This window comes from Streptomyces sp. NPDC002386 (assembly GCF_053593175.1).
Genome location: NZ_JBSFBX010000009.1, coordinates 315,766 through 337,196, shown reverse-complemented (window position 1 = coordinate 337,196; position 21,431 = coordinate 315,766). Strand labels below are relative to the sequence as shown.

The window sequence follows — 21,431 nt, the reverse complement described above, 5'->3', positions numbered from 1 at the left end:
ATCGGTGGGCGGCCGCTCACTTGAGAGGAAAGGCCGCGAGGAACTTTCCGCCCAGTGCGATGGTCACCTTGGCCTTCTCATGGGCGATGAACCGGTCGCCGGTCGTCTTGTAGGACGCTGTGGGCGTGCGCGAGGCGAGATCGACGGCCCAGAGCGCCGAGGCGCGCTTGACGTAGGCGCAGTCGGTGCCGATCACCGGAGCGGCCGCCAGGTCGGCGCCGGCGTCCCCGTCGCCCTTCTCCGCCCACAGGACACGTCCGCTTCCGGCGTCGAAGGCGACGAGTCCGCGGCCCTTCTCCACGGCGTACACCACTCCGCCCTTGACCGCCGGTGGACCGTACGTACGCCCTGGACTGGAGGACCCGGAGTCCCAGACCTGAGCTCCGTCGCTCAACCGCAGGGCCCGCAACCGGCCGCTGCCCAGGTAGAGGCTCCTGGTATCGGTGGCCGGCGTCCGTTGCATGCGACTTGGCGTGACACCGTCGAGCGGCCGCTCCCAGCGGGTTTCTCCCGTACGGGTGTCGCGTACGACGACGCGGACCTTGCCCTCGTTGGTCTCCTGCAGTGCCACCAGTTGGTGGCCGATGACGTCGGCGGCGAGGAAGTGCAGACGGTCGGTGCGATCCGGGCGCGAGGGCAGCGGCTTGGTCCACAGCCTCTTCCCGGTACGGATGTCGACGGCGAAGACCGACCAGGACTGCGACGCGAGGAAGTACTCGTCGTACGTCCCCTGGCCCGCTGCCGCGTACACGACACCATCGGCCGTGCACAGCACCTGATTCTGGCTGATGACACCGTTGAAGTCGGTGAAGCGGGCGAAGCGGTCGTCCGCGACGCCCGTGTCGAGGTCCACGGAGGCCAGGGAGAGAGGAAACCCACCGGGCTTCCCCGCGTTGTACTCGGAACCCTCCGGAGTCAGCATCCGTACGAGCCGCTCGCCGTCGGTCGCCACCTGCCAGTGGATCTCCATCTGGTCCGACGCCCACCGGACGGATCCGGAGAAGGCGTCGATCCCGCCCAGTCCCTTCCCTGCCACCACCGCGACCATGTCGCCCACCGCGAGCGGCTGTGCGGGCGGCACCGTGCCGTACGGCGGATCGGCGACCTGGATCTGCCACACGGAGTCGAGTTTCTTCCTCGGCAGCTGGCTGTTGCTGGGACCGGCCACCGGCGGCTTCGGCTCGGGCCCGGAACCCCGGCGCCAGGCCCAGACCCCCGTCGCGGCGGCCGCCGCGACGAACGCGACTCCTCCTCCGACCAGTAGCAGCCGGCGATGCGGCATCGGCTTGGCCGGTACGGACGGTGGTCCGGCGAGCTCCGCGGGCGGCGCGGGCAGACGCTGCGGGCTGATCTGCCAGACCTCGGTGGCCCTGCGGGCGATGTCGTGGAGCACCGGGTCAGGCAGGTGCCCGGCGAACTCACCCGATCCGTCGTGCAGTTGTGCGGCCAGTTCCGAAGTGGTCGGCCGTCGGAACGGGTTCTTGTCCAGGCACGGACCGAGAACCGGCAGCAGGGCGGCGGGTACGCCGCTGAGGTCCGGCTCGCCGTAGCGGACCCGGTAGAGGAGCTCCGCGGTCTGACCTTGACCGAACGGGGCGCGTCCGGTGACGGCGAAGACGAGTACTCCGGCGAGCGCGAACACGTCACCGGCCGACGTGTGCTCGTCCCCGCTCGCCTGTTCGGGCGACATGAACGCCGGTGTGCCCACCGCGGCACCGGCCCGGGTGAGACGGTCGTCGCCGGCGGCGCGGGCGATACCGAAGTCGATCACCTTCGGTCCGTACGCAGTGACGAGAATGTTGGACGGCTTGAGGTCGCGGTGCACCACGTCGGAATTGTGGAGCTGCCCGAGTGCCCCGCACAGCGCGGCGCCGAGCGCGCGTACGGTCGCCTCGGGGAGCGGGCCGGCCACGTGGACCGCTTCGTCGAGGGGCGGACCGAGCACGTACTCGGTGGCGATCCAGGGAGTCTCGGCCCGGGTGTCCGCGTCGACGACCTGCGCGCCGTGCTGCCCGCCGATGACGCGGGCGGCGTCGGCCTCCAGGCGGAACCTGGTGCGGGCGCCGGAGTCCGAGGCGATCGACGCGTGCATCGTCTTTACGGCGACGGCCCGTCCACCTCCTGAGCGCGCCAGATAGACGGTGCCCATGCCGCCACTGCCGAGGCGGGCGACCGGGCGGTACGGCCCGATGGCGTGCGGGTCGTCGTGAGTGAGCGGAGTAGCCATACGGATGATCGTCAGTCCTGGCGGGAAGCGGACACGGTGGCGCGCGAGATGTCCGCGGCGAGTACGGCGGCCGACTGGTGGGCGATGGCCGCGATCACCCGGCTCGGCAGCCAGCCCGGACCAAGCAGCGGGGCGGTTCCGCTCGTCTGACCGGCATCACCCGAGGCAGGCGCGAACGCCTGCACCAGTTCGGCCAGTTGAGGGCGAGCTCCGGCGTCCCGCGACAGACAGCGGCCGATGGTCGCACGCAGCGCGGGCGGCAGTTCCTCTCTCTCGGGAGCGGTGTAGCCGGTCGCGGCGTACGCCAGTGTCGCGCCCAGTGCGTACACGTCGCCCAGCGGACGCGGAAGGCCGCCGGCCGCCTGCTCGGGCGGGAGGCTGCCGGGCTCCAGACCCGGCAGCCCGGAACGCGCGGCACCCTCCGCTGCCGCCGCCCGTACGGCGCCGAAGCAGGTGAGGCGTGGCCCGTCGGCAGCGAGGAGCACGGCCGCGGGTGAGACGCCGGCGTAGGTGAGGCCCTGCCCGTGGACGACGATCAGAGCTTCGGCCAGAGCCGCCCCGAGGGCCCGGACGGTCCGCTCGGGGAGCGGTCCCCCGTGCACGGCCAGAGCGGTGGGCAGCGGAAGGGCGGGCAGGTACGGGCGTGTGTGCCAGGCGCTCTGCCCGGGGCCCGAGCATGCCGCGGCGGGCGCCATGAACTGACCGAGCAGGTAGCGCGAGGTCTCGGCCTCGGCCAGGAATGCCTGATGGTCGGCACCGGGAAGAGGTGCGCCGAGCAGGACGGTGTGCTCGCCGTCGGCGCTGCGTGCGATGTAGCGCCGCTCCGGCACCGGAATGCGGGTGTGCGGATCGTCCAGCGGGGTGAGGAGGACATACGGGCCGATCCGGCGCGAGGCGGGGACACCCGGGTGTGCCTCGCCGGTCCGAGCGCCTGTCGCGTGCACGTGACTCCCCAGTCCTTCGTCCGCACGGGAAGGTCACTGCCGGCCGCGGCGGCCGTCTGCGGGCCGACGACAGGGTGGGCGCCTCCCGCGCGCGCCCACCCTGGAGTTGCTTCTTGCGAGCCTCGTCCTACTGGAAGTAGCTGGAGGCCTTCTTGTCGCCTTCCATGTACGTACCGCCGGACTGGGCGACGACGTGGCCGATCCCGGTCAGCGCCTGGTGGATGTCGTTCGCCTCCTTGTCCCAGCGGTGCAGCTTCTCGTGGAAGGTGGTCTGGGCCTGGCCCTCCCAGTACTGCATGCTGCTCACCACCATCTTGCGGAGCTCCTGCAGGTCCTGCTCAAGCTGGCTCGCCTCGTTGCCGATCTTCGTCGCCGCGACGTCGAGCCCGTCGTAAGTTACTGACAGACCCTCAGCGTTGTTGGCCATGGCTGTTTACCTCGTCTCGCCTGTGTGTGCCTGTTGTGTGCGCCGGCTGCCCGGCAGTAGCTCTGAGTGCCGCTCGCCCCGTGAAGAGGCCGAGTCTCAGTAGGAGCTGAGGGAGGAGGACTGAACCGTGGGAGCGCCGTCCTGGACGTCGATCTTGTTGACGGACGCGCGCACCTCGTCTTCCTTGCTGTCCTTGATGTTGCGCGTCGCCGTCATCGCCTCGATGACGTCACCGAGGATGTCGCCGATGTTCTTCAGCGACTCGTTGATCTCGTACTGCTTCTTGTCGAACGCGGCACGGCCGATGCCCTGCCACTGACCCTCGAGGCCGTCGATGACGCCCTGAAGGCCGTGTACGCGCTTGCGGATGCCCTCGTACTTCTCGGCCATCCTCTTCTGCAGGTGGATTACTGCGGCATCTTCGAGCTTCTGCTTGTCGGCCATGTCAGCCCGCCCTTTCTTGTCTGTCTCTTCGGTCCAACTGTTTCGGCTCACCGCGCATGTCGGCGCTGTACGACGGTGAGCCCGCACTGCGTGCCCTATCCCGAGAACACAGGGCTACATACGACTGCCGACGTCACCTGGCACGCCGAGCCCGCATGACGGCAGCCCCTCCGCCGCCGATCACGATGACCGCGGCGACGGCGCCGAGTGCGATCCAAAGGGTGTTGCTGTCGCTCGACGACTCCGCGCTCGATCCTGCCGCCGAGGTGCCGCCGGTAGAACCCTTCGCGGGGGCTTGTGACGGGGTTGATGCAGAGGAGGAGGGAGATGCGGAGGGCTTCGTTCCGGACTTTGCCAACACGTCACCGCCGTTCGCCTTGGCGAGCGGGTCCACGTTCGCCGGGCCGGCGTCGTAATGGGGGTCCGCAAGGACAAGTCGAGGACGAACAAGCCCATAGCCAAGGTACTTACTCGGCTTACTCTTCGGCCACTTACGTCCCGCGGTGTCAACGAGCGAACGAACGACCTGATTGACGTTCCAGTCCGGGTGAGCGGACCAGATCAGGGCAGCGGCAGCCGAGGTGATCGCGGTCGCCGCGCTCGTACCTTGACGGTTGCAGTAAGAACGGAACTTGGCGTCACACCAACCGGGAATGCCTTCACCTGGAGCAGCAAAGTCGGCACTGCCGTCGCTTGAGGAGAACTTCGAAACCGAACCAGACTCACCGATTGCCGATACACCAACGACATAGGGGTACCCGGCAGGATAGTCAGCGAGGCCGTTCGTCCCGCTGTTGCCGACCGCAGCTACCAGCAACTTGCCCTTCGAGGCGGCATAGTTGACCGCCGCTTCGTCTTCGTCCGTGGTCATGCCGCCGAATGACATGCTGATGATTTTTGCGTCCGTGTCGGCCGCAGCCCTGAGCGCCTCTGCCGGCTCGGGAGTCTTCTCATGCTCTTCCGCGCCCTTGAGCCCCTCGAGGTCGACTCGGTAGGGAACGATTTTCGCCCCCGGTGCCAGCCCTTTCAGGCCGCCACCCGCTCCTGTGCCGGCGATCAACTCAGCCATGCTTGTTCCGTGACCGGTGTAGTCGTCCGTCGCCCGATAACCGACCTTCTTGGGAACCTCATCCGCGAGGACTTGCCCTTTCAGCGACGGCGTGTTCGGGTTGACGCCCGAGTCGATCACAGCGACCTTGACGCCCTTACCGGTACTCACCTTCCACAACTGGTCGGCCTCCATGTAGTCCAAATACCACTGCTTCGACTGTTCGTCGTACGCAAGGGCACTCGGCGCCAGGCCCACAGTCACAGCGGTCAGGGCGCCGACGATCGCACTCAGTGCACGCACTCGTCCTCCGCGGCGCACCCTGCGGGCCCCTGCATGCTCGGCTCGTCGGCTGATCCCTGACTTCATCGCTTTCTCTGTCCTCACTCGCGGTCAGTCGACCACCGGCGGCACATCACGCCGGGGCTTGTTGGGCAGGTGTGTCTCTTCGTCTTCGACCAGGTAGTCGGGGCGCGGCGCTCCCTGCGTGCCTTCCTCGCCCTCGGGCTTGCCGTTGCGGGCGGTGCCTCGCATGAGTCCCGCACCGCCACGCGTCATGCCGTTGCGCTCAGCTCCCGAGGCGGAATTGCGTGCGGACGGCCTACCCGTAACCGCCTCCGACGCTCCCGTACCGGTGCGGGAGCTGCTTGCTCCTGCACCAGGTCGTGCAGCGGCCTCAGGCGTCCCGAAGACGCCACGCTGCCCGAGTCGACCAGTCGCGGGACGTGAGCTACCGGCACCCTCTTGACCAATGACCGTGCCGCGGGGGATCCGTGCCCCGCCTTTCGCAGCGCCACCGGTGTTCGTAGGCCGTCCACCGACGACCCCGTTGGAGCGGCCGGCACCGGTCGTAGGCCCACCGTTGGCTCGCGGCGCCGCAGTGCCACCAGGCCGCGGCGTACCACCACTGACCGCTCGACTCCCCGGTGTCGACTTCGGCCCTGAAGTGACGCCCTTGACGGCGGACTGTCCTGTCGACGTGGCGCGGCCCATCTGGTTCATGGGACCTTGCCCTCCGGAACGTCCGGAGCCGGCGTTCGTAGGGCTAGGAGTTCCCGCGCGGCCCTGAGCCGAAGGAGGAGTTCGAAATCCTCCCGCACCGTTCAGGCTCCTGCCGGACCCCGCGCTGGGAATCGGAGTCCCGAAGGGGCCGTCCAACACACCCGGCTGACCGCCGTTGGTGGGAGGGGCGCCGATGACAGGCGGAGTATGGCCGGGTACAGGTCCAGCCGTCGTGACCGGAGGCAGTGTTCCAGTGCTGTCGATATTCGTGCCCACAGGCTGAGGCTGCTCGGGGGACGAGACGTGCCCGGGAACATGCTTCACGGGCGCTGCAGCGGTCTCCTGCGGGACGTGCGTGACAGGTTCCGCTGCAACTGTCGTGTGATGCCCCCCGACAAAAGCGGGCGAGCCCGTTGCCGTGGTCCCACCCGATGCCGACCCTCCGGACTCAGGGGCAGCTTCGCTTCGCTGAGGCCTGGGAACACCGACGTCCGGCACACCTTTGAACTCAGGAGCGTTCTTATGCAGAGCCTGCAGCTGCTCGCTGGACACCGCGTAGTACGAGGCCAACCGGTTCATCTGGTTGATCGCTTCTTGGCGGTCCTTCTCCACCTTTACGGCAGCTGCATACTCTTCTTTGCTGGCCGCCTTCTCAGCTCCAGTGAAGTCCTCAGGCCGCTTCCGGTTCGCCGGGTCACGATCCGGCATGGCGCTTCGTACGGACGCAAGGCCCACGGCGGCTGCCGTAATTTGATCGCCCGCACCCCCGGCAAATGTGCTCAGGCTGTACGCGCTCGAGACAAGTCCTGTGCCCCAGGTACGGAAGTCGTCGCCGGCCTTACCGACCCACGGCACCGTGTCGAACTGGCCCTTGAGTTCGTCAGCGGCCGCCGTGATGGCATCGCGTGCGTCCCACAGGGCCTTGCCGGAGGACTCCAGGTCCTCCGGGTCCGTCCGCTCGACCAGGTCAATTATTCTATTGAGAGAGTAGTCGTTGAATTCCGTACGGCTGACCATGGCTTCCGCGTACGGGGTGTCCTTGGCCACACCGCGAATTGCGCCGTTTATGAGGCCCTTGAGCCAGCCGCCCTCGTGAGGATGCTCCGCCGCATCCCGCGCCAGGTCTGCGAAGGTGTTCTGATGGGAGACCCGATCGAGGTCCGCCGCATGCTTGTCGGTCATGTCACCTCACCACATCGGTGCCGCCACCGGCGTACTTGTCACCCTGTGCGTCGAGTTTCTTGATCTCGCCCTGAATTTCCCAGAACCGCCGCCGCTGCTCCTCTTCGAGGTTGTCGAAGGTCCCCTTCGCACCCAGAACGGCGATACCAATCGCCTCGATCTGCAGGTGCAGGGTCTTGGAGAGCGTGGTGAGGCGCTCATGGACCGCGTTGAAAGTCCCGTACAGGGCGTCGGCCTCATGGAACTGCCCGGACGTACTACTCAGCGACCCCTTACGAATCGCCTGCTGCCCGACCCGTGTCGGGTTCCCCGCCGACCCCTCGAGGTCCTTCAGTACGGCGTCCACCCGGCTCACGAACTTCTTCAGCGCGTCGCCGCTGGCCTTCAGGTTCGCCGCTGACACGCCCCCCACCATGTCTGCCGGAAGCACGACGCTCCTCCCCGTTTCCCCGTACGGTTCCCCGGCCTTGGCGGGCCGGGATCAACCACCCGCTCGCCGTACGATCGCAAAGCGAGCCGCGTCTCACAACGCCTTTACCACTCTAGTCAACCTGCCCAACCGGTCCAACCAGGCATGTGTCTTAACTCGGTTACGAGACCGCACCCGACGCCATGGTTTGTCCCATTTTCCTGTTTGCAGCGAACCGGCGCCCGCCTCGCCGCCGTGCCCCTTCAGGGCGGATGAATCGGCTCTGACGCACAGCCGATGTCGACGATGACACCCTCAGTGATCTTCATCAAACCTCTACACCGGATCAGGTGACGTGCTGCGGCCACCGTCCGTGCACCGACCGCGAGTTGCTAGCGTGCGATGAACGCCCTCTCGAGTGACGGCCGACCCGACAGAGCTCAGCGCGACGAGAGGGTGAACCGTAATGATCAGGGGGAAAGGGGCCCGCCGGTGGCTTGGGACGAGTGGGAGCAGCTGAAGGGCGACGCACTGCAGCGTGCTCAAGGCCAGACGCACATGCGGCTCAACCACGTATCGCCCGATTCCGGCGGCACCGCCAACCGCCAAGGAGACCTTCGAGTCAATCAGACCGACCTCGCAGCGGTCGGTGACGCCGCCTACGACTTGTACCAAGCGTTCCAGCACGACAGCGACCTTGCCCGTGTGAACTCGCTGAAGGCCGCGGGTGGCTTGGCGAGCGAGGGATTCGAGATCGGCTCCGCGCTCGACACCGTTGCGCAGCATTGGGCGGACCAGGCGCGGACACTCCTTGATGCCACGGCCCACATCTCCAACCACCTCGATTACACCAAGGGCGCGCATGCCGGCGACGAGGTCTACATCGCCGGCACGCTGAGCGGCATCGCCACGCTCGAGAAGGGTTTCGACGAGCGGAAGGGCAGCTGAGACAGTGGATCTCGACGCACTCCGCTTCGGCAACTTCCAGCAGTTGGGTGAGGCGGTCACCGACTGGCGGAACATGGCGAGGAAGCTGAAGGCCCTCGCCGAGGACGCAGAAAAACACCTCAAGGCACGAGCGCACAGGGCGGACTGGGCGGGCCTCAACGCCGCCGTGACCCGTGACTTCATCGACAAGACCGCCGGGGAATACGCCGATGCGTACACACAGGCCGACACCATCGCCAACATCCTCGGCGACACCCGTGACGAACTCATCGGCTACCGCGCGGAGGTCCAGGCAGCGATCGGGCGCGGTGCCACTCGGAATCACCTGAGCGTGGTGGACACCGGTGACGGAAAGTTCGTCGTCACCCAGAACACCCGCCCCGACTGGGCGTCCGACCCCGGCGGCGGGACCGGCGCAACGAGCCAGCAGGTGGTCGACGACCTGCGTGACGAGATCCAGCGAATCCTGAACAAGGCCGTTGAGAGCGACTCCACGGCCGCCAGAGTTCTGCGTCTTCTGGCCGATCAGGCCAAGTACGGTTTCTCAGGTACCGGTTACGAAGATCGGGACACCGCTGCGAAGGCGATCGCTGACGCCGACAGGCTCGCCAGGATTCTGGCGAAGGACCCTCACGACGTCACGAAAACGGAGCTGGCGACCCTCAACGCGACCCTGGCGAAATACAAGGATGACCCGCTCTTCGCCGAGGAGTTCGCAGAACAGGCCGGCCCGAAGAAGGTACTGACCTTCTACGCCGGTGTCGCCGATCCGTATCAGGGCGAGTACGACCCCGAGCGCAGTAAGCAGGCCAAGCAGCTCCAGAAGAACCTCGGCGTCGTCGTCGGGCAGGCCACGCTCTCGGACAGCGACAGGATGCAGGACTGGGAGCGCCAGATGATCAAGCTGGGCCCGGACCAGCTCGGCATCGACGACGCGGGCAACCCGACCGGTTACGCGGTCATGAGCAACCTGATGCGCTTCGGCGACTACGACGACCAGTTTCTCAATGACTACGGCGGCAAGCTCCTCGCCTATGACAAGCAGGTCAATGGCGAGGGCATCAGCATGTGGGTCAACAATGCCAACCACGGTGACCTCAACTACTGGGGCTACAAGAACGACCGCGGCCGCGACCCCGTGACCGGTTTCCTGGAGGCACTGGGCCACAACCCGGAAGCCTCGACACGGTTCTTCGCCCAGCCCGACGGCGCAGGCGACTCGGTCGACAAAGCATCCGAGGTCAACGACCATCTGAAGTACCTGAGCAAGGAACGCCTCTGGGCCTCCGACGTCACGATGGAGGGTAAGGACGGATACGTCGCGGGGCGTGACTCGCTGGGTCACGCGCTGGAGGCCGCCACAACCGGATACGCGTACGACGTCAGCGCCGACGCCGTCAAGGCCGGCGGCGACCACCGCAACGCCGCGACCGCCGCCGTGATGGAGCAGGTGGCCTATCTCTACGGCAGCGAGGACGGCCCCAAGATGCTGCACGACCAGCCCGAGCTGGCGGACAGTCTGGGCAAGATGGCCGGGGCGTACATCGATGACCTCGACTACAGCTTGTCCGGCCTGGGCGACCATGCTCGCGATGCGGGTGATTTCCCGGCCCAGTACGGTGGCCGGCGCGCCGAATTCGGCAACCAGGGTGCCATTGATTTCCTCAGCGTACTCGGTCAGAACGAGACGTCCCACGGGATTGTGGTAGCACAACAACACGTCTATACCGCGAGTCTTTTGGACGCCCATCCGCCGACGACCGCTTCGAACTACGACCATGGCGTGGACGCCCTCACCATGGAGGCGGAAACGCGAGGGATTCTCGACCACGCACGAGTGCAACAGGCGGCAACCGATTACGGAGTCGACTCAGAGGAATCCAATAAGTCACTCGGCCGGTCCACCGAATGGGGAAAGCTTCTCGTGGGAACCACGGTCGGCGTCGGCGTCGCGGCACTGCCCCTGCCTGGATCGACCGCGGCGGGCGTGGCCATCGCGCCGATTGCGGCAGACTTCGGTGGTGAGGTAGTGAACACGTTCATCGGTCAAGAGATCGACAAGGCCGCCGACGATGCGGAAGACGACCCCCTGGAAAAATCTCAACTCACCAGCCAGGAATTCTACAACAAGGGCATCGGCGACTTGGGGTCGAGTTACCAGCACTACTTCTCGAAGTACGAAGAAGCGGGCGGGAAGGCCGACCACCAACAGGTGACGCAGCAACTCAAGTCGAGTTATGTGGCAACGGGCTCGGCAGAGGACGACTTCCGCGGCAGACCCCCGTACAAGGACTGAGATGCAACGATTTCTGGCGCACTGGACTCTCTTGCGGGCGGTTGGCCATGTAAGACGCGCTGCGCTCATCGCCCTGGGCTCGGCAGTGCTCTGCTCCGGCTGCGCCGCTTCGTCGGGTGGCGGGGCGAAGCCAACGGGTGTGACCGCGGAGAGGCTCTGCGACGGGGCGCTGGACGCCGAAGCCGCCGCGGCACTGGAGCGACTCTTCCACATGAGGCATTTTACGGAGCTGACCGGTGTCAACGGTGCGGGGGAGCCCAATACATTCTCGGTGTCCCGAGCAGTCCGACACCTGCATGACGGCGCGACATCGAGAAGCAAGTGCAGCATCTACAGTACGAAGAGTGGCGACGACTTCCCTCTCCTGCAAATCGAGTTCTATGCAGCAGAGCAACACCCGAATCCCACCAGCAAGGCAAGCAATAGACTGGTGACCTTCCCCGTCGGCGCGTACGCAGCCACCGGGACGAACGGAGCAGATCTTTTCTTCGCCTGCACCACGAAGACAGGTACGGGGGCGACTCACTTCATCAAGGGGGAGATGTTCTCACCCTCTTCCGCTCTCGAGAGTTATCGCAGCGCCCGGGACCATATGGTGGTCCTCAACTCTGTTGCTCGCAGGATTGCCGACGAAGCAGGCTGTTCTTCAGAAGCGGATCTCCCTCGGAAGGTTCCGTCGACCTGAGGCTCTTCCCCCACCGGTGCGGCAATCGGCGACGAGCGGGGGAAGATTTCATGCGTGTGCTCTGAAGGACCGGTGAAGATGGGCAGGTATCGCACTGCCCGGCCGCACCCGCATCACGGTCCGGGCAACCCTCCGGAGTATGCTTCCCGCGTCCTTTTGCCGTGGCCAGCCCGCTCGGAGTGCAGAATGCCCACAACCAGGTCGTACGCGGCCGTTTCGGTCCTTTCGGCTGCCGTTGTCGGCAGCCTGCTCTCCGGTTGCTCGGCCTCCGTCAGCGTCGGGGAGTCCACGCCGAAGCTGTCCTCCGACAAGTTGGCCTCCACGCTTTCCGCGAAGCTCGCCGCCGCCACCGGGCGGCCCAAGCCGGACGTCACCTGCCCCGAGGACCTCAAGGGCAAGGTCGGTACGACGACCCGGTGCACGATCACCGCGGACGACGGCAGCACCCTGGGGGTCTCGGTCAAGGTGACCTCCGTGGAGGACGGGAAGATCAACTTCGATTTCAAGGCCGACGACAAGGCTTCGCCCGCCGCGGGCTGAGGCCGCTCGGCGGAGCCGTCCGGCGGAGTCGTCCGGCGGAGCCGTTCGGCACGGTCGTTCGGCGGGGCCGCGCCAAGGCGCGCTGAAGTAGTGAGAGTTGCCGCGCGGACTCGGCGGCGTACGGGGAGAGGCGGAGTCATGGCAGGGCCGGAAGCAGGACAGACGGCGGACGACGGGGCCGCGCAGCCCGTCGGGATGCGGCTGAACCAGTTGCCCTCCGATCCCGGTGGGTCCTCGGGGCCCCCGCCGCTGCTCGGCGGGCAGAAGGACCTCGCTTCCTCCCCGGCCGAGAAGAAGGCCGCCGCGAAGGCCATCGAGGACCACATCGAGCCGGACACCCGCAAGGCCGGCGACTGGGCGGACACGGACACCGCTTCGGCCGTCTCCGGGTTCCGGGACGGCTGGCACACGTCGGGGGCCCTGAAGAAGGCGCACGAGACGTGGGGCGACCAGGTGAAGAACCTGATGAACATGCTCGCGTCCGACAAGGCGTCGCTGCGGAGCGCCAACACGGTGCTGCAGAACACGGACATCCAGACCGGGACGAACGCCGGCTCGGTGTCGGTGCTCACCGCTTACTGACGCATCCGGCCACTGACACATCCGGGCGCGGTCACCGAACTGCCGTCCCGAACCGGCACGCTGCCACGCCACACAACGGGGAACCCATGCCGAACTACCACGAGATCATGACCACCGACCTGTCCAAGCTCTCCACGGCGGCGGACCGTTGGGACGGGATGGCGAAGGAGTTCAACAAGCAGGAGATCGCCTACAAGCGGGATGTGTGCGGTGTCTCCACGGGTCAGACCTGGACCGGACTGAGCGCGGACGCGGCCGGCCGGCGGTTCGACGTCACGCTCAAGCAGTTCCAGAGCGCGCAGAAGGAGGCCAAGGCGGTCGCCTCGCTGCTGCGTGAGGCGCACACCCAGTTCACCGACCTGCGCAAGAAGCTGGAGTCGGCCCGGGCGGACGCGGTCAAGGCCGGCATGGCGGTGTCCGAGGCGGGCGTGGTCTCCTACGACACCTCGAAGCTCAGCGCCGGCGAGCGCAACGCCATGCACCACGACCCCGACTACCAGCAGTCCGTGCACTCGGCCGTCGCCTCCTGGCAGGCGCACGTGGACAAGGCCGTGAAGGACGTCGTCGAGGCCGACGCCCATGTCGAGACCGCGCTCAAGGCGGTGGTGCTCGACTCCGACGTGAACGACGGCACGCTCACCGGTTTCAACAGCCACGCGCACAGCGGCATCGACAAGTACGTGGCCGAGTCGAAGCAGACCCCGACCAAACCCGACGGGTGGGTCTCCGACGGGGAGGCCGAGGCCTCGGGTCCGGATGTCGGCGCGGAGGCGACCGGGCCGGACACCGGGTCCGGCAAGATGGGCGAGGCCGAGGCGCACGCCGACCTCGGGCGCGCGAGCGCGGAGGGCTCGCTCACCAACGGGCCGGTGAAGCTCGACGGCGAGGCCGAAGCGTACGCGGGCGCCAAGGGTTCCGTGAGCGGCGGCGTCACCCATGAGGGCATTCAGGGGGAGGCCGGCGCCCTGGCGGGCGGCGAGGCCTCGTCCAAGGGCCGCTTCGACGTCGGCCCGGTGGGTGTCTACGGACGTGCCGAGGCCATGGCGGGTGCCGAGGCCGGAGGCCACGCCGGGGTGGGCCTGGAGGGCATCAACCTGGGCGGCGAGGCGTTCGCGGGGGCCAAGGGCGGCGGCACCGTGGGCGCGGACATCGGCGGTATCGGGGCGGGTGTCACCGCCGAGGGCTGGGCCGGTCCGGGTGCCGAGGCCAATCTGGACATCGGGAAGACCCAGGACGGGAAGTGGGAGTTCAAGACCAGTGTGGGTCTCTCCCCCATCGTCGGTGGTGAAGTGGGCTTCGAGTTCACCGTCGACCCGGACAAGGTCACCGACACCGCGGGCGATCTGGCCGATGCCGTCGGCGACGGGCTGAGCTCGGCCGGTGACGCCATCGGCAGCCTCTTCTGATCCAGACTTCTCAGCACCCTCGCGAGGGTGCACCGCTCCAAGGAAGGAGGGCTCGCGCATGGCCACGAGCCTGCCGGTCCCGATCGAGTTCGACCTGCCGGAGGGCTGGCGATCGGCTCCTCCGGACGAGGTCGCCGCCCCCGGCGCCGCGTACGTGGCGGTGCGTCTGCCGTCCGACGGCGGCTTCACCGCCAACATCACGATCGACGGCGAGTACCGCCCGGACCCGGCGACGCTGCCGGAGATCGCCGACGAGTCGGTGGAGCGCCTCGGCCGGGCCATCACCTCGGTCACGGTCACCGGCCGTCGCGAGACGGGCTCCGCCGAGGCTCCTGGCCTCACGCAGACGCTGTCCTTCTCGACCATCGCCGGCGGGGTGCGCCGCGACCTCGTGCAGTCGCAGGTGTACATGTCCATGCTGGACGTCACCGATCCGCACAAGCGGGCGGTGATCCGGTTGATCCTCACCTCGACCGCGGCCCAGCATCCGGCCGTCCTGGACGACTTCAGCGACCTCGTCCGCAGTGTGCGCCCGGGCGGCGGCGCGACGTCGTGACGCGGTCCACGGGAGGCGGCAGGGCGTTTGTTGTGCCGGCGGCGGTGTCCCTCGTAGGTTGAGCCCATGGGACTCTTCGACAGGCTGACCGGAACCCGGCGACCCGCGGACGGTGTCCCGCCGGTCCCGGCGGAGGAGTTGCGCACGGCCTTGCTCGGGCTCAGCCGGCCGGATGTTCCGTACGTCGTCCGCTACGGCGCCGCGGAGGGCGCCGATCTGGTGGCGGAGTGGCGGATCGCGGAGCCCGCCTGGCAGACCTTCTTCGTCGAGTCCCGGATCACGCACGCCGTGCGCATCCGGATGCGGCTGGACCGTGCGGGCCACGAGGTGCGGGCCCTCGAGGAGCAGTGGGAGGTCAGCCGGGTCGGCAGTCCGCCGCGGCTTCAGGTCGCGTCGTCGTACTCGCGCGGGCAGGACCGGACCGTCACGCGGCAGTGGACGCTCGGCCGGGGGGACGACGGCCGGCTGGAGGCGACGGAGACCTTCCGGTTCGACGCGGCGGAGCTGCGAGAGCCCCTGCGGAGCGCCGTGCTGAAGTCCGGCTGGACCTGGCGTGGGGTCGTCCTGGGCAAGCTGTGAGGCCCGGCGGAGGGCGGGGTCAGCACTCCCCGTCCCGTGCCCCGGCCCTCAGCCGGTATCCCCGGAAGGTCAGGGTGCCCGGGTTGCCGCTCACGCCCGGAGGCGTGTAGTCGTGCTTCTTCGCGCGAGTGCGTTCCAGGTGGACGCAGAAGGCCTTGTCCGCGCCGGACGCCGTGACGGTGAGGCGGGCCTCCGTGTCCGTGTCGGTGCCCGCCGGGTCGGCGGAGACGCCGGTCGCGGGGGCGTCGCCGCCGCCGTAGCGGGCGACCCTCTCCTCGGTCAGCGACTCGTAGTCGGTGAAGTAGGAGGAGCTGCCCGTCTCGTCCGTCGTGTAGGTGTAGCCGTCGAGGTCTTCGGTGGCCTGGTGCACCGCGCTGGTCAGCTCGCTGTCGTCCCAGGACGTCCGGTCGGAGACGCCGAAGCCCCGCACCGCCGTGCAGACGCCGACGACGGCGAGGGCCACGAGGACGACGCGGGCCACGACGAAGGCCGAGTCCGGCAGTTCCGGGGCCGACGGGTTGAGGCCGGCACGCCAGGCCCGTACCCGGTCCGCCTTCACACAGGCCACGGCCAGCAGAGCGGCGCACAGGACGAGCAGGAAGACATTCATCTTCGTCAGCGTGTCCATGGGGCTCCTCCCGGCCGCCCCGCACGCCGGCGCCGTGCGTCGCGGACCGCCACGGCCGTGCCGGCCAGGCCCGCGACCAGGACCAGGCCGCCGACGACCACGTAGGTCGCCATGCGGGTGTCGCGTTCCTCCGCCGTCTCGCCGAAGTGCAGGGGGGTGACCGAGGGGGCCTCGCCCCTGGAGACGCCGTCCTCGGGGCGCGGGGACTGGACGGGGTGCTCCGGGTCCACGTCCGTCAGCGCCTTCACCGGGTCCACGACGCCCCAGCCGACCAGCCGGTCGTGGCCGGGGATCGAGCGTTCGGCGGTCTGCTCGATCTGGGCGGTGACCTCCTGGGCCGTCCAGTCCGGGTACTTGGCCTTCAGCAGGGCGGCCACGCCCGCGACGTACGGGGCCGAGAAGCTCGTGCCGTTGTCCGAGCAGTGACCGCCGCCGGGCACGGTGGAGATCATGTCGACGCCGGGAGCGGCGACGCCCACGAAGTCTCCCGACTGTGAGAACGCCGCCCGCTCGTTGTTGCGGTCGGACGCCGCCACCGCGAGCACGCCCGGGTACGACGCCGGGTACGTCACCTTGACGTTGCCGCCCAGGCCGTCGTTTCCGGCCGAGGCGACGACCACGACCTTCCGGTTGAGGGCTTCGTCGACGGCCTGCTGCAGTCGGGCGTCCGGCCGGACCGCGTTGGCCGTGTCCTGGGAGATGTTGATGACGTCGGCGCCGGCCTGGACGGCGTGGCGGATCGCGGTGGCCAGGGTGAGCGCGGTGCCGTCGCCCTCGGCGTCGTTCTGCTTGACCGGGATGATCGTCGCGTCCGGGGCCAGGCCCACGAAGCCGGTCCCCTTGGCGGGCCGGGCCGCGATGATGCCCGCGACGCGGGTGCCGTGGCCGACGGTGTCCGTGGTGCCCGAGCTGTTGCCGCGCTCTATCTTCTCGCCCTTGGCGTTCTTGGCCGGCAGCAGGTTCTTGCCCTTGGACGCGTCGACGGCCTTGGTGAGCTGCGGGTTCTTGACGTCGACACCGGTGTCGATCACGGCCACCCGTACACCCTTGCCGGTGGACTGGGCCCACAGCGCGTCCAGGTTGACGCGCTGCAGCGCCCACGGCCGTCCCGAGTAGTCCTTCGCCGGGAAGGTGCACTGGCCGTCGTCCGCGCGGGCCGGGGTGGCGGGCAGGGCGAAGGTGGTGGCAGTGGCGGTGAGGAGCGCCGCGGCGGCCAGGACCGCGGTCCTGGCGCCGGTGCCGGGGAGTTCGGCGGGCCGGGTACCCGGCGGATTCGACTTCTGCATGAGTGCGTTCTCCTCCCCCGCCGCTACGAGCCCTGCGGCTGCCGCGCCGCCGACTCCGACAGGCGCGGGCCCGTCGGCAGGAACCTCGACCACTCGACGGGGATGGGCGTGGGCGTCACGTTCTCGTAGCCGAGGCGGGTCTGGGCGATCCTCGCCTCGCTCAGCTCCTCCTTGCGCCGCTTGGCGGAGGTACCGACGCCCTGGTCGTCGGTGGTGCTGTCGCTGTTGGACTGCAGGGCGTAGCGCAGGCCGGTGTCGGTGACCAGGAAGACGCCGCCGGCCGCGGTCTCGGTGCCCTGGAACTGCCGGTAGAGCTGGCCGGATCCGGGGGTGACGTAGGCGCTGGAGGAGCCGGTGGGGAGCTGGGCGGGGAAGTCCTTGCCGACCCACGTGGACAGGGTGGTGGCGCCCTTGCCGCCGACCGAACGCATCACGTTGCAGAGGGTGTTGCGGCCGCTGGTGGTGCTGGAGCCGTCGTTCACCGTCCTCGGCTTGTACGCCGGCCAGTGGCGGCCGCCGTCGAACGTCGTGCTGTCGACGACCGCGCCGGGGCTGACCTGCTGCGCCTCACCGGCCTGGCCCACACCGACGAGGTCCCCGCTGTTGAGCAGGAGTGTGGCCGTGAACTCGGAGACGCGGGCCACCTTTCCCTTCAGGACGACGTAGTACTGCATCGTCTGCCCGTCGTACGCCTTGATGACCTCGCCGACCTTGTCGTACCGGCCCAGCAGTTCCGAGGCGCCCGCCTTCTCTCCGGGGGTGCCCTGGATCGACGGGATGGAGACCGGGTCGCCCTTGTGCAGGGTGTCGAGCCAGTCCTGGGAGACGCGCTGCGGGGCGCGCGCCTGGGTGTCGAGGGCCTTGAGGAGTTCCTTGTCGGCCGGGTCGGCGATCTCGTACGCCGTGCCCCGGGCGTCGACCACGTACTGGGTCCTGCCGTCGGGTCCGACGACGTACATGAGGTCGCCGTGGGCGAGCTTGTCGCGCCCGTCCGTCCTGGACCACTCCTTCCGCCCGAGGACGAACGCCGCCTTCTGGATGGCGCGGCCGCCGTCGCCGGGGCGTTCGCAGACGGCCCAGCGCTTGGTGGCCGAGGCCTCGTCCGGGGTGGGCAGGCGGTCGGGGGCGTAGGGGATGCCGATGGTGGCGCCGTGCGGGGGCTTGCCGCTGTCGAGGATCTTCTCGTCGACGGTGATGACGCTGTCCTTGCCGGGGTCCAGCAGGAGCTTGGCGGAGGCCATGTTGAGGACCGGGTGGAGCTGCGTCTGCTTGCCGGTCTTCAGGACGACGTACCGGGTGGTGGACTTGCTCGCGACGATGACGTGTTCTTCCGGGGTGTCCCAGCCCTTGGGCGCGGTGGGGCTGAACATGCCGATCGCGCCGAACACGGCGAGGACGACGGCGCCGACGACGAGGCCGGGCACCAGTGCCTTCAGCGGCTTCGGGGCGCCCTCCTCGGAACCGGAGGGGGAAGGCTGCAGGAATGACGCGAGCGTGCGGCGCTTCGCGAAGGTGTAGGCGTTGAGTTCGTCCCGCCGTGATGCCATCTGTGTCCGCTCTCTCCCCGTTGCGGAGCCGTGGGGGACCTGTGAAGATCCGTCCCCCGCCCTCGGTTGCCTCTGGTGCCTCGACTGTCAGACCCGGCCCCTACTATGCCTGTTGCGTGGCCGTGCGTGTGGCACGGGTAGGGTGCTCAGGGCTTGAAGGGACCGGAGCGCAAGGGATTTCGGGAGAGTTCGGGGGTTTTGGAGTGATGGCTTCCGCAACGCGGGCCCGGTCGCGATCGCAATCGGGGACACGATCGGGCGACGCGGGCCGGTCGGGTGCTCCCGGCCCCGCTTCCTCCGGACGGCGTGGTGAGCGGGCGCCCACGCCCCCTCAGGGCGCTTTCGCTCCGCATCCGGAGTCCCGTTCCGGGCGCGGCGGTTCGTTCGCGGTGCAGCGGCTGGTGCTGCTGGAGATCGCGGGCGCGCTCGTGGTGTGCGGCTGGCTCGCCGGCACGGTGGCGCTGATCGCCGCCGCAGCGATCGCCGCCGTGCTGGTGGTGCTCGCCGTCGTACGGCGCCGGGGACGTTCGCTGCCGGAGTGGCTCGGCACGCTGCTGGCGCTGCGGGCCCGCAACCGGCGGGCCGCGAGCACGCCGGTGCCGGTGGGCACCGACTCCGGACTTGCGCCCGCCGTGGAGTGCGACCCCTCCCTGCGCACGTACAGCCACAGCCGCGGTGACGACCGCGACCAGCGGCCGATCGGCATGGTCGGCGACGGCGGTTTCCTGACGGCGGTGCTCCAGGTGGAGTCGGATGCGGGCGCGCTGCGCGCGGAGCGCGGCCGCAGACCGCTGCCGGTGGCCCTCGTGCGGGACGTCCTCGAAGTCGACGGGATCCACCTGGAGTCGGCGCAGATCGTGGTGCACACGCAGCCCGCGCCCGCGCTGCACCTGCCCCAGCAGTCGGTGGTGGTCAGCAACTACGCGCCGCTGCAGGCGGAGACCGGCTCCCCCGCGGTGCGCATCACGTGGATCGCGCTGAAGCTCGATCCCGAGCTGTGCCCGGAGGCGGTGGCCGCGCGGGGCGGCGGGCTGCTCGGGGCGCAGAAGTGCCTGGCGCGTTCGGCCGAGCACCTGGCGAGCCGGCTGACCGGCGCCGGGTTCCGGGCGAGCGTGCTGAACGAGGAGGAGCTGACGGCGGCGATCGCCACCTCGGCGTGCGCCAACCCCATGGTGACGGCGCAGGCCGCCCAGGCAGGGCGGGGCGAGGCGCCGCAGCGCCGCACCGAGGAGTCCAGCCGGAGCTGGCGCTGCGACAACCGCCGGCACACCACCTACTGGGTGCGCCGCTGGCCGCAACTGGGCGGATCCGGTGGCTCGCTGGCGCAGTTGGTGGCGCGGCTGACCGCGGTGCCCGCGCTGGCGACGACCTTCAGCCTGACCCTGGCCAGGGGCGCGCAGCAGAACGTGTCCATCACGGGTCACCTGCGGATCACCGGCCGCAGCAACCAGGAACTGACCGACGCCCGGCGCGATCTGGAGCGTGCGGCGCGCGAGGCGCGGACCGGGCTCGCCCGTCTGGACCGGGAACAGCTCCCCGGCGTTCTGGCCACCCTGCCGCTCGGAGGTGCCCGCTGATGGCCGTCACGACTTCGCCCGCCCAGCCGGGCGGTTCCCGTCCGGCTGCGGCCCCGTCCCGCACGGGTCTCGGCGAGCGGCTGCGGACCGGTTTCGGCCTGCTGGGCCCCCGCCATCCCCGGCACACCCTGCCTGTGGAGCAGGCCGACGCGCTGTCCCTGCCGATCGGTGACGACGGCGTGGTGGTCGGTGTCGACACCGAGGGGCAGCCGGCCGTGCTCGGGGTCAACCGTCCCACGCCGTTCGACATGGTGCTCATCGGCGGTCTGTGGACCGCGCAGGTCATGGCCCTGCGCGCGGCGGCCACGGGTGCCCGGGTGGCCGTGGAGACCGGACGGGCCCAGGCCTGGATGCCGATGGTGCACGCCATGGGCGGCGGGCAGAACGGTCTCGCGGTGTACGACGTCGGCCGGGTGCCCCCGCAGGGTGCCTCGGCGGGGACGCCGGTGCTGGTGGTGCGGGACTGCGGTATGCGGCCGCCGCGTGGACGGGTGGCGTCGGCGCCGTGGCAGTCGGTGCTGACGTTGCTGCCGTATCTGAGCCCGGTGGCGCCGCGGTTGATGCGTCAGGCGCGTCTGGTGGGTGTGCAGCGGGTGTCGCCGGACGAGGCGGCGGAGATCGGGCGGGTGCTGGCGCTGCCGCGCCCGGAGCTCGAGGCGCTGCCCACGCTTCCGGACGGCGTGACGCTGTGGTGCACCGAGCGGGACCGGCAGTACGTGATGACGCGGGCGACGGACGCCGAGACCGGACTGCTGGGCGTCGCGCGCCGGATGGACTGAACCGCGTCCAACTTGGCCCGTTTTCCTTCTTGATTGGCGACTTTTCGCGTCAATTCCGGCACTGCCGAGGGCTGGAAGTGGTGCGTCTTCGTCACGTTTTGGTGTACGTCGACGGGTGCCGCGCCCCTCGTCGGCCCGGTGTGACACCGCGGAGCAGGCGGGTAAGGGGCGGACGGGCCTGCCGAGCCCGCGCCTTTGGTGATTAGGCTGGGGCGGGGCACGTCGCGAGTTCCCGCGAGCGGGTGGAACGCCTCGCGACCGAGGGGGCCGGTGGCCCACGCGGGGAAGCCCCGGCGACATCGCACGACGGAACGGGGTGCCCCGCGCACGGCATGAGGG

Annotated in this window: 20 protein-coding genes; 10 read left to right on the top strand and 10 right to left on the bottom strand. The window is 69.1% G+C overall.

All coding sequences use genetic code 11. The annotated features are described in order from the left end of the window. Positions 1-16 precede the first annotated feature (16 nt). The 7 genes from ACWCPN_RS20545 to ACWCPN_RS20515 all read right to left on the bottom strand — a co-directional run bounded on the left by ACWCPN_RS20545 (position 17) and on the right by ACWCPN_RS20515 (position 7,677). Positions 17-2,227, bottom strand: coding sequence for a protein kinase domain-containing protein (locus ACWCPN_RS20545; protein WP_451207995.1), 2,211 nt, complete (start codon positions 2,225-2,227; stop codon positions 17-19). A gap of 11 nt (positions 2,228-2,238) precedes the next feature. After that, entirely contained in the window at positions 2,239-3,171 is a 933-nt protein-coding gene (locus ACWCPN_RS20540; RefSeq protein WP_451207992.1) for a serine/threonine protein kinase, read from the bottom strand. Between the two features lie 127 nt (positions 3,172-3,298). Then, positions 3,299-3,598: a WXG100 family type VII secretion target gene (locus ACWCPN_RS20535; RefSeq protein WP_143640176.1), complete on the bottom strand. Its 300-nt coding sequence runs from the start codon at positions 3,596-3,598 to the stop codon at positions 3,299-3,301. Positions 3,599-3,694: 96 nt separating this feature from the next. Further along, the gene (locus tag ACWCPN_RS20530; RefSeq protein WP_143640178.1) at positions 3,695-4,042 is read right to left on the bottom strand and encodes a WXG100 family type VII secretion target; all 348 of its coding nucleotides are present in this window, start codon (positions 4,040-4,042) and stop codon (positions 3,695-3,697) included. 133 nt (positions 4,043-4,175) lie between these two features. Continuing rightward, positions 4,176-5,393, bottom strand: coding sequence for a S8 family serine peptidase (locus ACWCPN_RS20525; protein WP_451207989.1), 1,218 nt, complete (start codon positions 5,391-5,393; stop codon positions 4,176-4,178). 90 nt (positions 5,394-5,483) lie between these two features. Then, entirely contained in the window at positions 5,484-5,624 is a 141-nt protein-coding gene (locus ACWCPN_RS20520; RefSeq protein ID WP_451207986.1) for a hypothetical protein, read from the bottom strand. A 1,651-nt stretch (positions 5,625-7,275) separates the two neighbouring features. Next, positions 7,276-7,677, bottom strand: coding sequence for a hypothetical protein (locus ACWCPN_RS20515; protein ID WP_451207983.1), 402 nt, complete (start codon positions 7,675-7,677; stop codon positions 7,276-7,278). 498 nt (positions 7,678-8,175) lie between these two features. Between ACWCPN_RS20515 and ACWCPN_RS20510 the strand changes: the two genes are divergently transcribed. The 8 genes from ACWCPN_RS20510 (at position 8,176) to ACWCPN_RS20475 (ending at position 15,275) form a co-directional block, all read left to right on the top strand. Then, entirely contained in the window at positions 8,176-8,631 is a 456-nt protein-coding gene (locus tag ACWCPN_RS20510; RefSeq protein ID WP_451207980.1) for a hypothetical protein, read from the top strand. A gap of 4 nt (positions 8,632-8,635) precedes the next feature. Further along, the gene (locus tag ACWCPN_RS20505) at positions 8,636-10,927 is read left to right on the top strand and encodes a hypothetical protein (protein WP_451207977.1); all 2,292 of its coding nucleotides are present in this window, start codon (positions 8,636-8,638) and stop codon (positions 10,925-10,927) included. A gap of 139 nt (positions 10,928-11,066) precedes the next feature. Further along, positions 11,067-11,612: a hypothetical protein gene (locus tag ACWCPN_RS20500; protein WP_451207974.1), complete on the top strand. Its 546-nt coding sequence runs from the start codon at positions 11,067-11,069 to the stop codon at positions 11,610-11,612. 186 nt (positions 11,613-11,798) lie between these two features. After that, positions 11,799-12,152 carry a DUF4333 domain-containing protein gene (locus ACWCPN_RS20495; protein WP_451207971.1) on the top strand — a complete coding sequence of 118 codons (354 nt, stop codon included), beginning with the start codon at positions 11,799-11,801 and terminating at the stop codon, positions 12,150-12,152. A 138-nt stretch (positions 12,153-12,290) separates the two neighbouring features. Then, a complete protein-coding gene (locus ACWCPN_RS20490; protein WP_451207969.1) occupies positions 12,291-12,734 on the top strand; it encodes a hypothetical protein in 444 nt (147 codons plus the stop codon). An 86-nt stretch (positions 12,735-12,820) separates the two neighbouring features. Further along, positions 12,821-14,140, top strand: coding sequence for a hypothetical protein (locus tag ACWCPN_RS20485; protein ID WP_451207966.1), 1,320 nt, complete (start codon positions 12,821-12,823; stop codon positions 14,138-14,140). A 58-nt stretch (positions 14,141-14,198) separates the two neighbouring features. Continuing rightward, positions 14,199-14,696 (top strand): hypothetical protein, encoded by a 498-nt coding sequence (locus ACWCPN_RS20480; RefSeq protein WP_451207963.1) that lies wholly within the window; start codon positions 14,199-14,201, stop codon positions 14,694-14,696. Between the two features lie 66 nt (positions 14,697-14,762). Further along, positions 14,763-15,275 (top strand): hypothetical protein, encoded by a 513-nt coding sequence (locus ACWCPN_RS20475; RefSeq protein ID WP_199212222.1) that lies wholly within the window; start codon positions 14,763-14,765, stop codon positions 15,273-15,275. Positions 15,276-15,294: 19 nt separating this feature from the next. Here ACWCPN_RS20475 and ACWCPN_RS20470 read toward each other — a convergent pair whose 3' ends face one another. From ACWCPN_RS20470 to eccB, 3 genes are read right to left on the bottom strand one after another with little or no spacing between them, the layout of a single operon-like run. Beyond that, positions 15,295-15,903: a hypothetical protein gene (locus ACWCPN_RS20470; protein ID WP_451207960.1), complete on the bottom strand. Its 609-nt coding sequence runs from the start codon at positions 15,901-15,903 to the stop codon at positions 15,295-15,297. Beyond that, the gene (gene mycP / locus ACWCPN_RS20465) at positions 15,891-17,189 is read right to left on the bottom strand and encodes a type VII secretion-associated serine protease mycosin (protein WP_451207957.1); all 1,299 of its coding nucleotides are present in this window, start codon (positions 17,187-17,189) and stop codon (positions 15,891-15,893) included. The genes ACWCPN_RS20470 and mycP overlap by 13 nt, the downstream gene beginning before the upstream one ends. A 23-nt stretch (positions 17,190-17,212) precedes the next feature. Beyond that, positions 17,213-18,736 (bottom strand): type VII secretion protein EccB, encoded by a 1,524-nt coding sequence (gene eccB / locus ACWCPN_RS20460; RefSeq protein WP_451207954.1) that lies wholly within the window; start codon positions 18,734-18,736, stop codon positions 17,213-17,215. Between the two features lie 206 nt (positions 18,737-18,942). On the opposite strand from eccB, the gene eccE reads away from it, so the two are divergent. Both eccE and ACWCPN_RS20450 read left to right on the top strand, forming a co-directional pair. After that, the gene (gene eccE / locus ACWCPN_RS20455) at positions 18,943-20,313 is read left to right on the top strand and encodes a type VII secretion protein EccE (protein WP_451207951.1); all 1,371 of its coding nucleotides are present in this window, start codon (positions 18,943-18,945) and stop codon (positions 20,311-20,313) included. Beyond that, entirely contained in the window at positions 20,313-21,092 is a 780-nt protein-coding gene (locus tag ACWCPN_RS20450) for a hypothetical protein (protein WP_199212219.1), read from the top strand. The genes eccE and ACWCPN_RS20450 overlap by 1 nt, the downstream gene beginning before the upstream one ends. The last annotated feature ends 339 nt before the right edge of the window (positions 21,093-21,431 follow it).

Bases quoted from the DNA above. Each gene is read 5' to 3' on its own strand.
- mycP (WP_451207957.1), bottom strand. From the start codon at position 17,189: ATGCAGAAGTCGAATCCGCCGGGTACCCGGCCCGCCGAACTCCCCGGC.
- eccB (WP_451207954.1), bottom strand. From the start codon at position 18,736: ATGGCATCACGGCGGGACGAACTCAACGCCTACACCTTCGCGAAGCGC.
- ACWCPN_RS20520 (WP_451207986.1), bottom strand. From the start codon at position 5,624: ATGCGAGGCACCGCCCGCAACGGCAAGCCCGAGGGCGAGGAAGGCACG.
- ACWCPN_RS20545 (WP_451207995.1), bottom strand. From the start codon at position 2,227: ATGGCTACTCCGCTCACTCACGACGACCCGCACGCCATCGGGCCGTAC.
- ACWCPN_RS20475 (WP_199212222.1), top strand. From the start codon at position 14,763: ATGGGACTCTTCGACAGGCTGACCGGAACCCGGCGACCCGCGGACGGT.
- ACWCPN_RS20530 (WP_143640178.1), bottom strand. From the start codon at position 4,042: ATGGCCGACAAGCAGAAGCTCGAAGATGCCGCAGTAATCCACCTGCAG.
- ACWCPN_RS20490 (WP_451207969.1), top strand. From the start codon at position 12,291: ATGGCAGGGCCGGAAGCAGGACAGACGGCGGACGACGGGGCCGCGCAG.
- ACWCPN_RS20480 (WP_451207963.1), top strand. From the start codon at position 14,199: ATGGCCACGAGCCTGCCGGTCCCGATCGAGTTCGACCTGCCGGAGGGC.
- ACWCPN_RS20450 (WP_199212219.1), top strand. From the start codon at position 20,313: ATGGCCGTCACGACTTCGCCCGCCCAGCCGGGCGGTTCCCGTCCGGCT.
- ACWCPN_RS20485 (WP_451207966.1), top strand. From the start codon at position 12,821: ATGCCGAACTACCACGAGATCATGACCACCGACCTGTCCAAGCTCTCC.
- ACWCPN_RS20470 (WP_451207960.1), bottom strand. From the start codon at position 15,903: ATGGACACGCTGACGAAGATGAATGTCTTCCTGCTCGTCCTGTGCGCC.
- eccE (WP_451207951.1), top strand. From the start codon at position 18,943: ATGGCTTCCGCAACGCGGGCCCGGTCGCGATCGCAATCGGGGACACGA.
- ACWCPN_RS20495 (WP_451207971.1), top strand. From the start codon at position 11,799: ATGCCCACAACCAGGTCGTACGCGGCCGTTTCGGTCCTTTCGGCTGCC.
- ACWCPN_RS20535 (WP_143640176.1), bottom strand. From the start codon at position 3,598: ATGGCCAACAACGCTGAGGGTCTGTCAGTAACTTACGACGGGCTCGAC.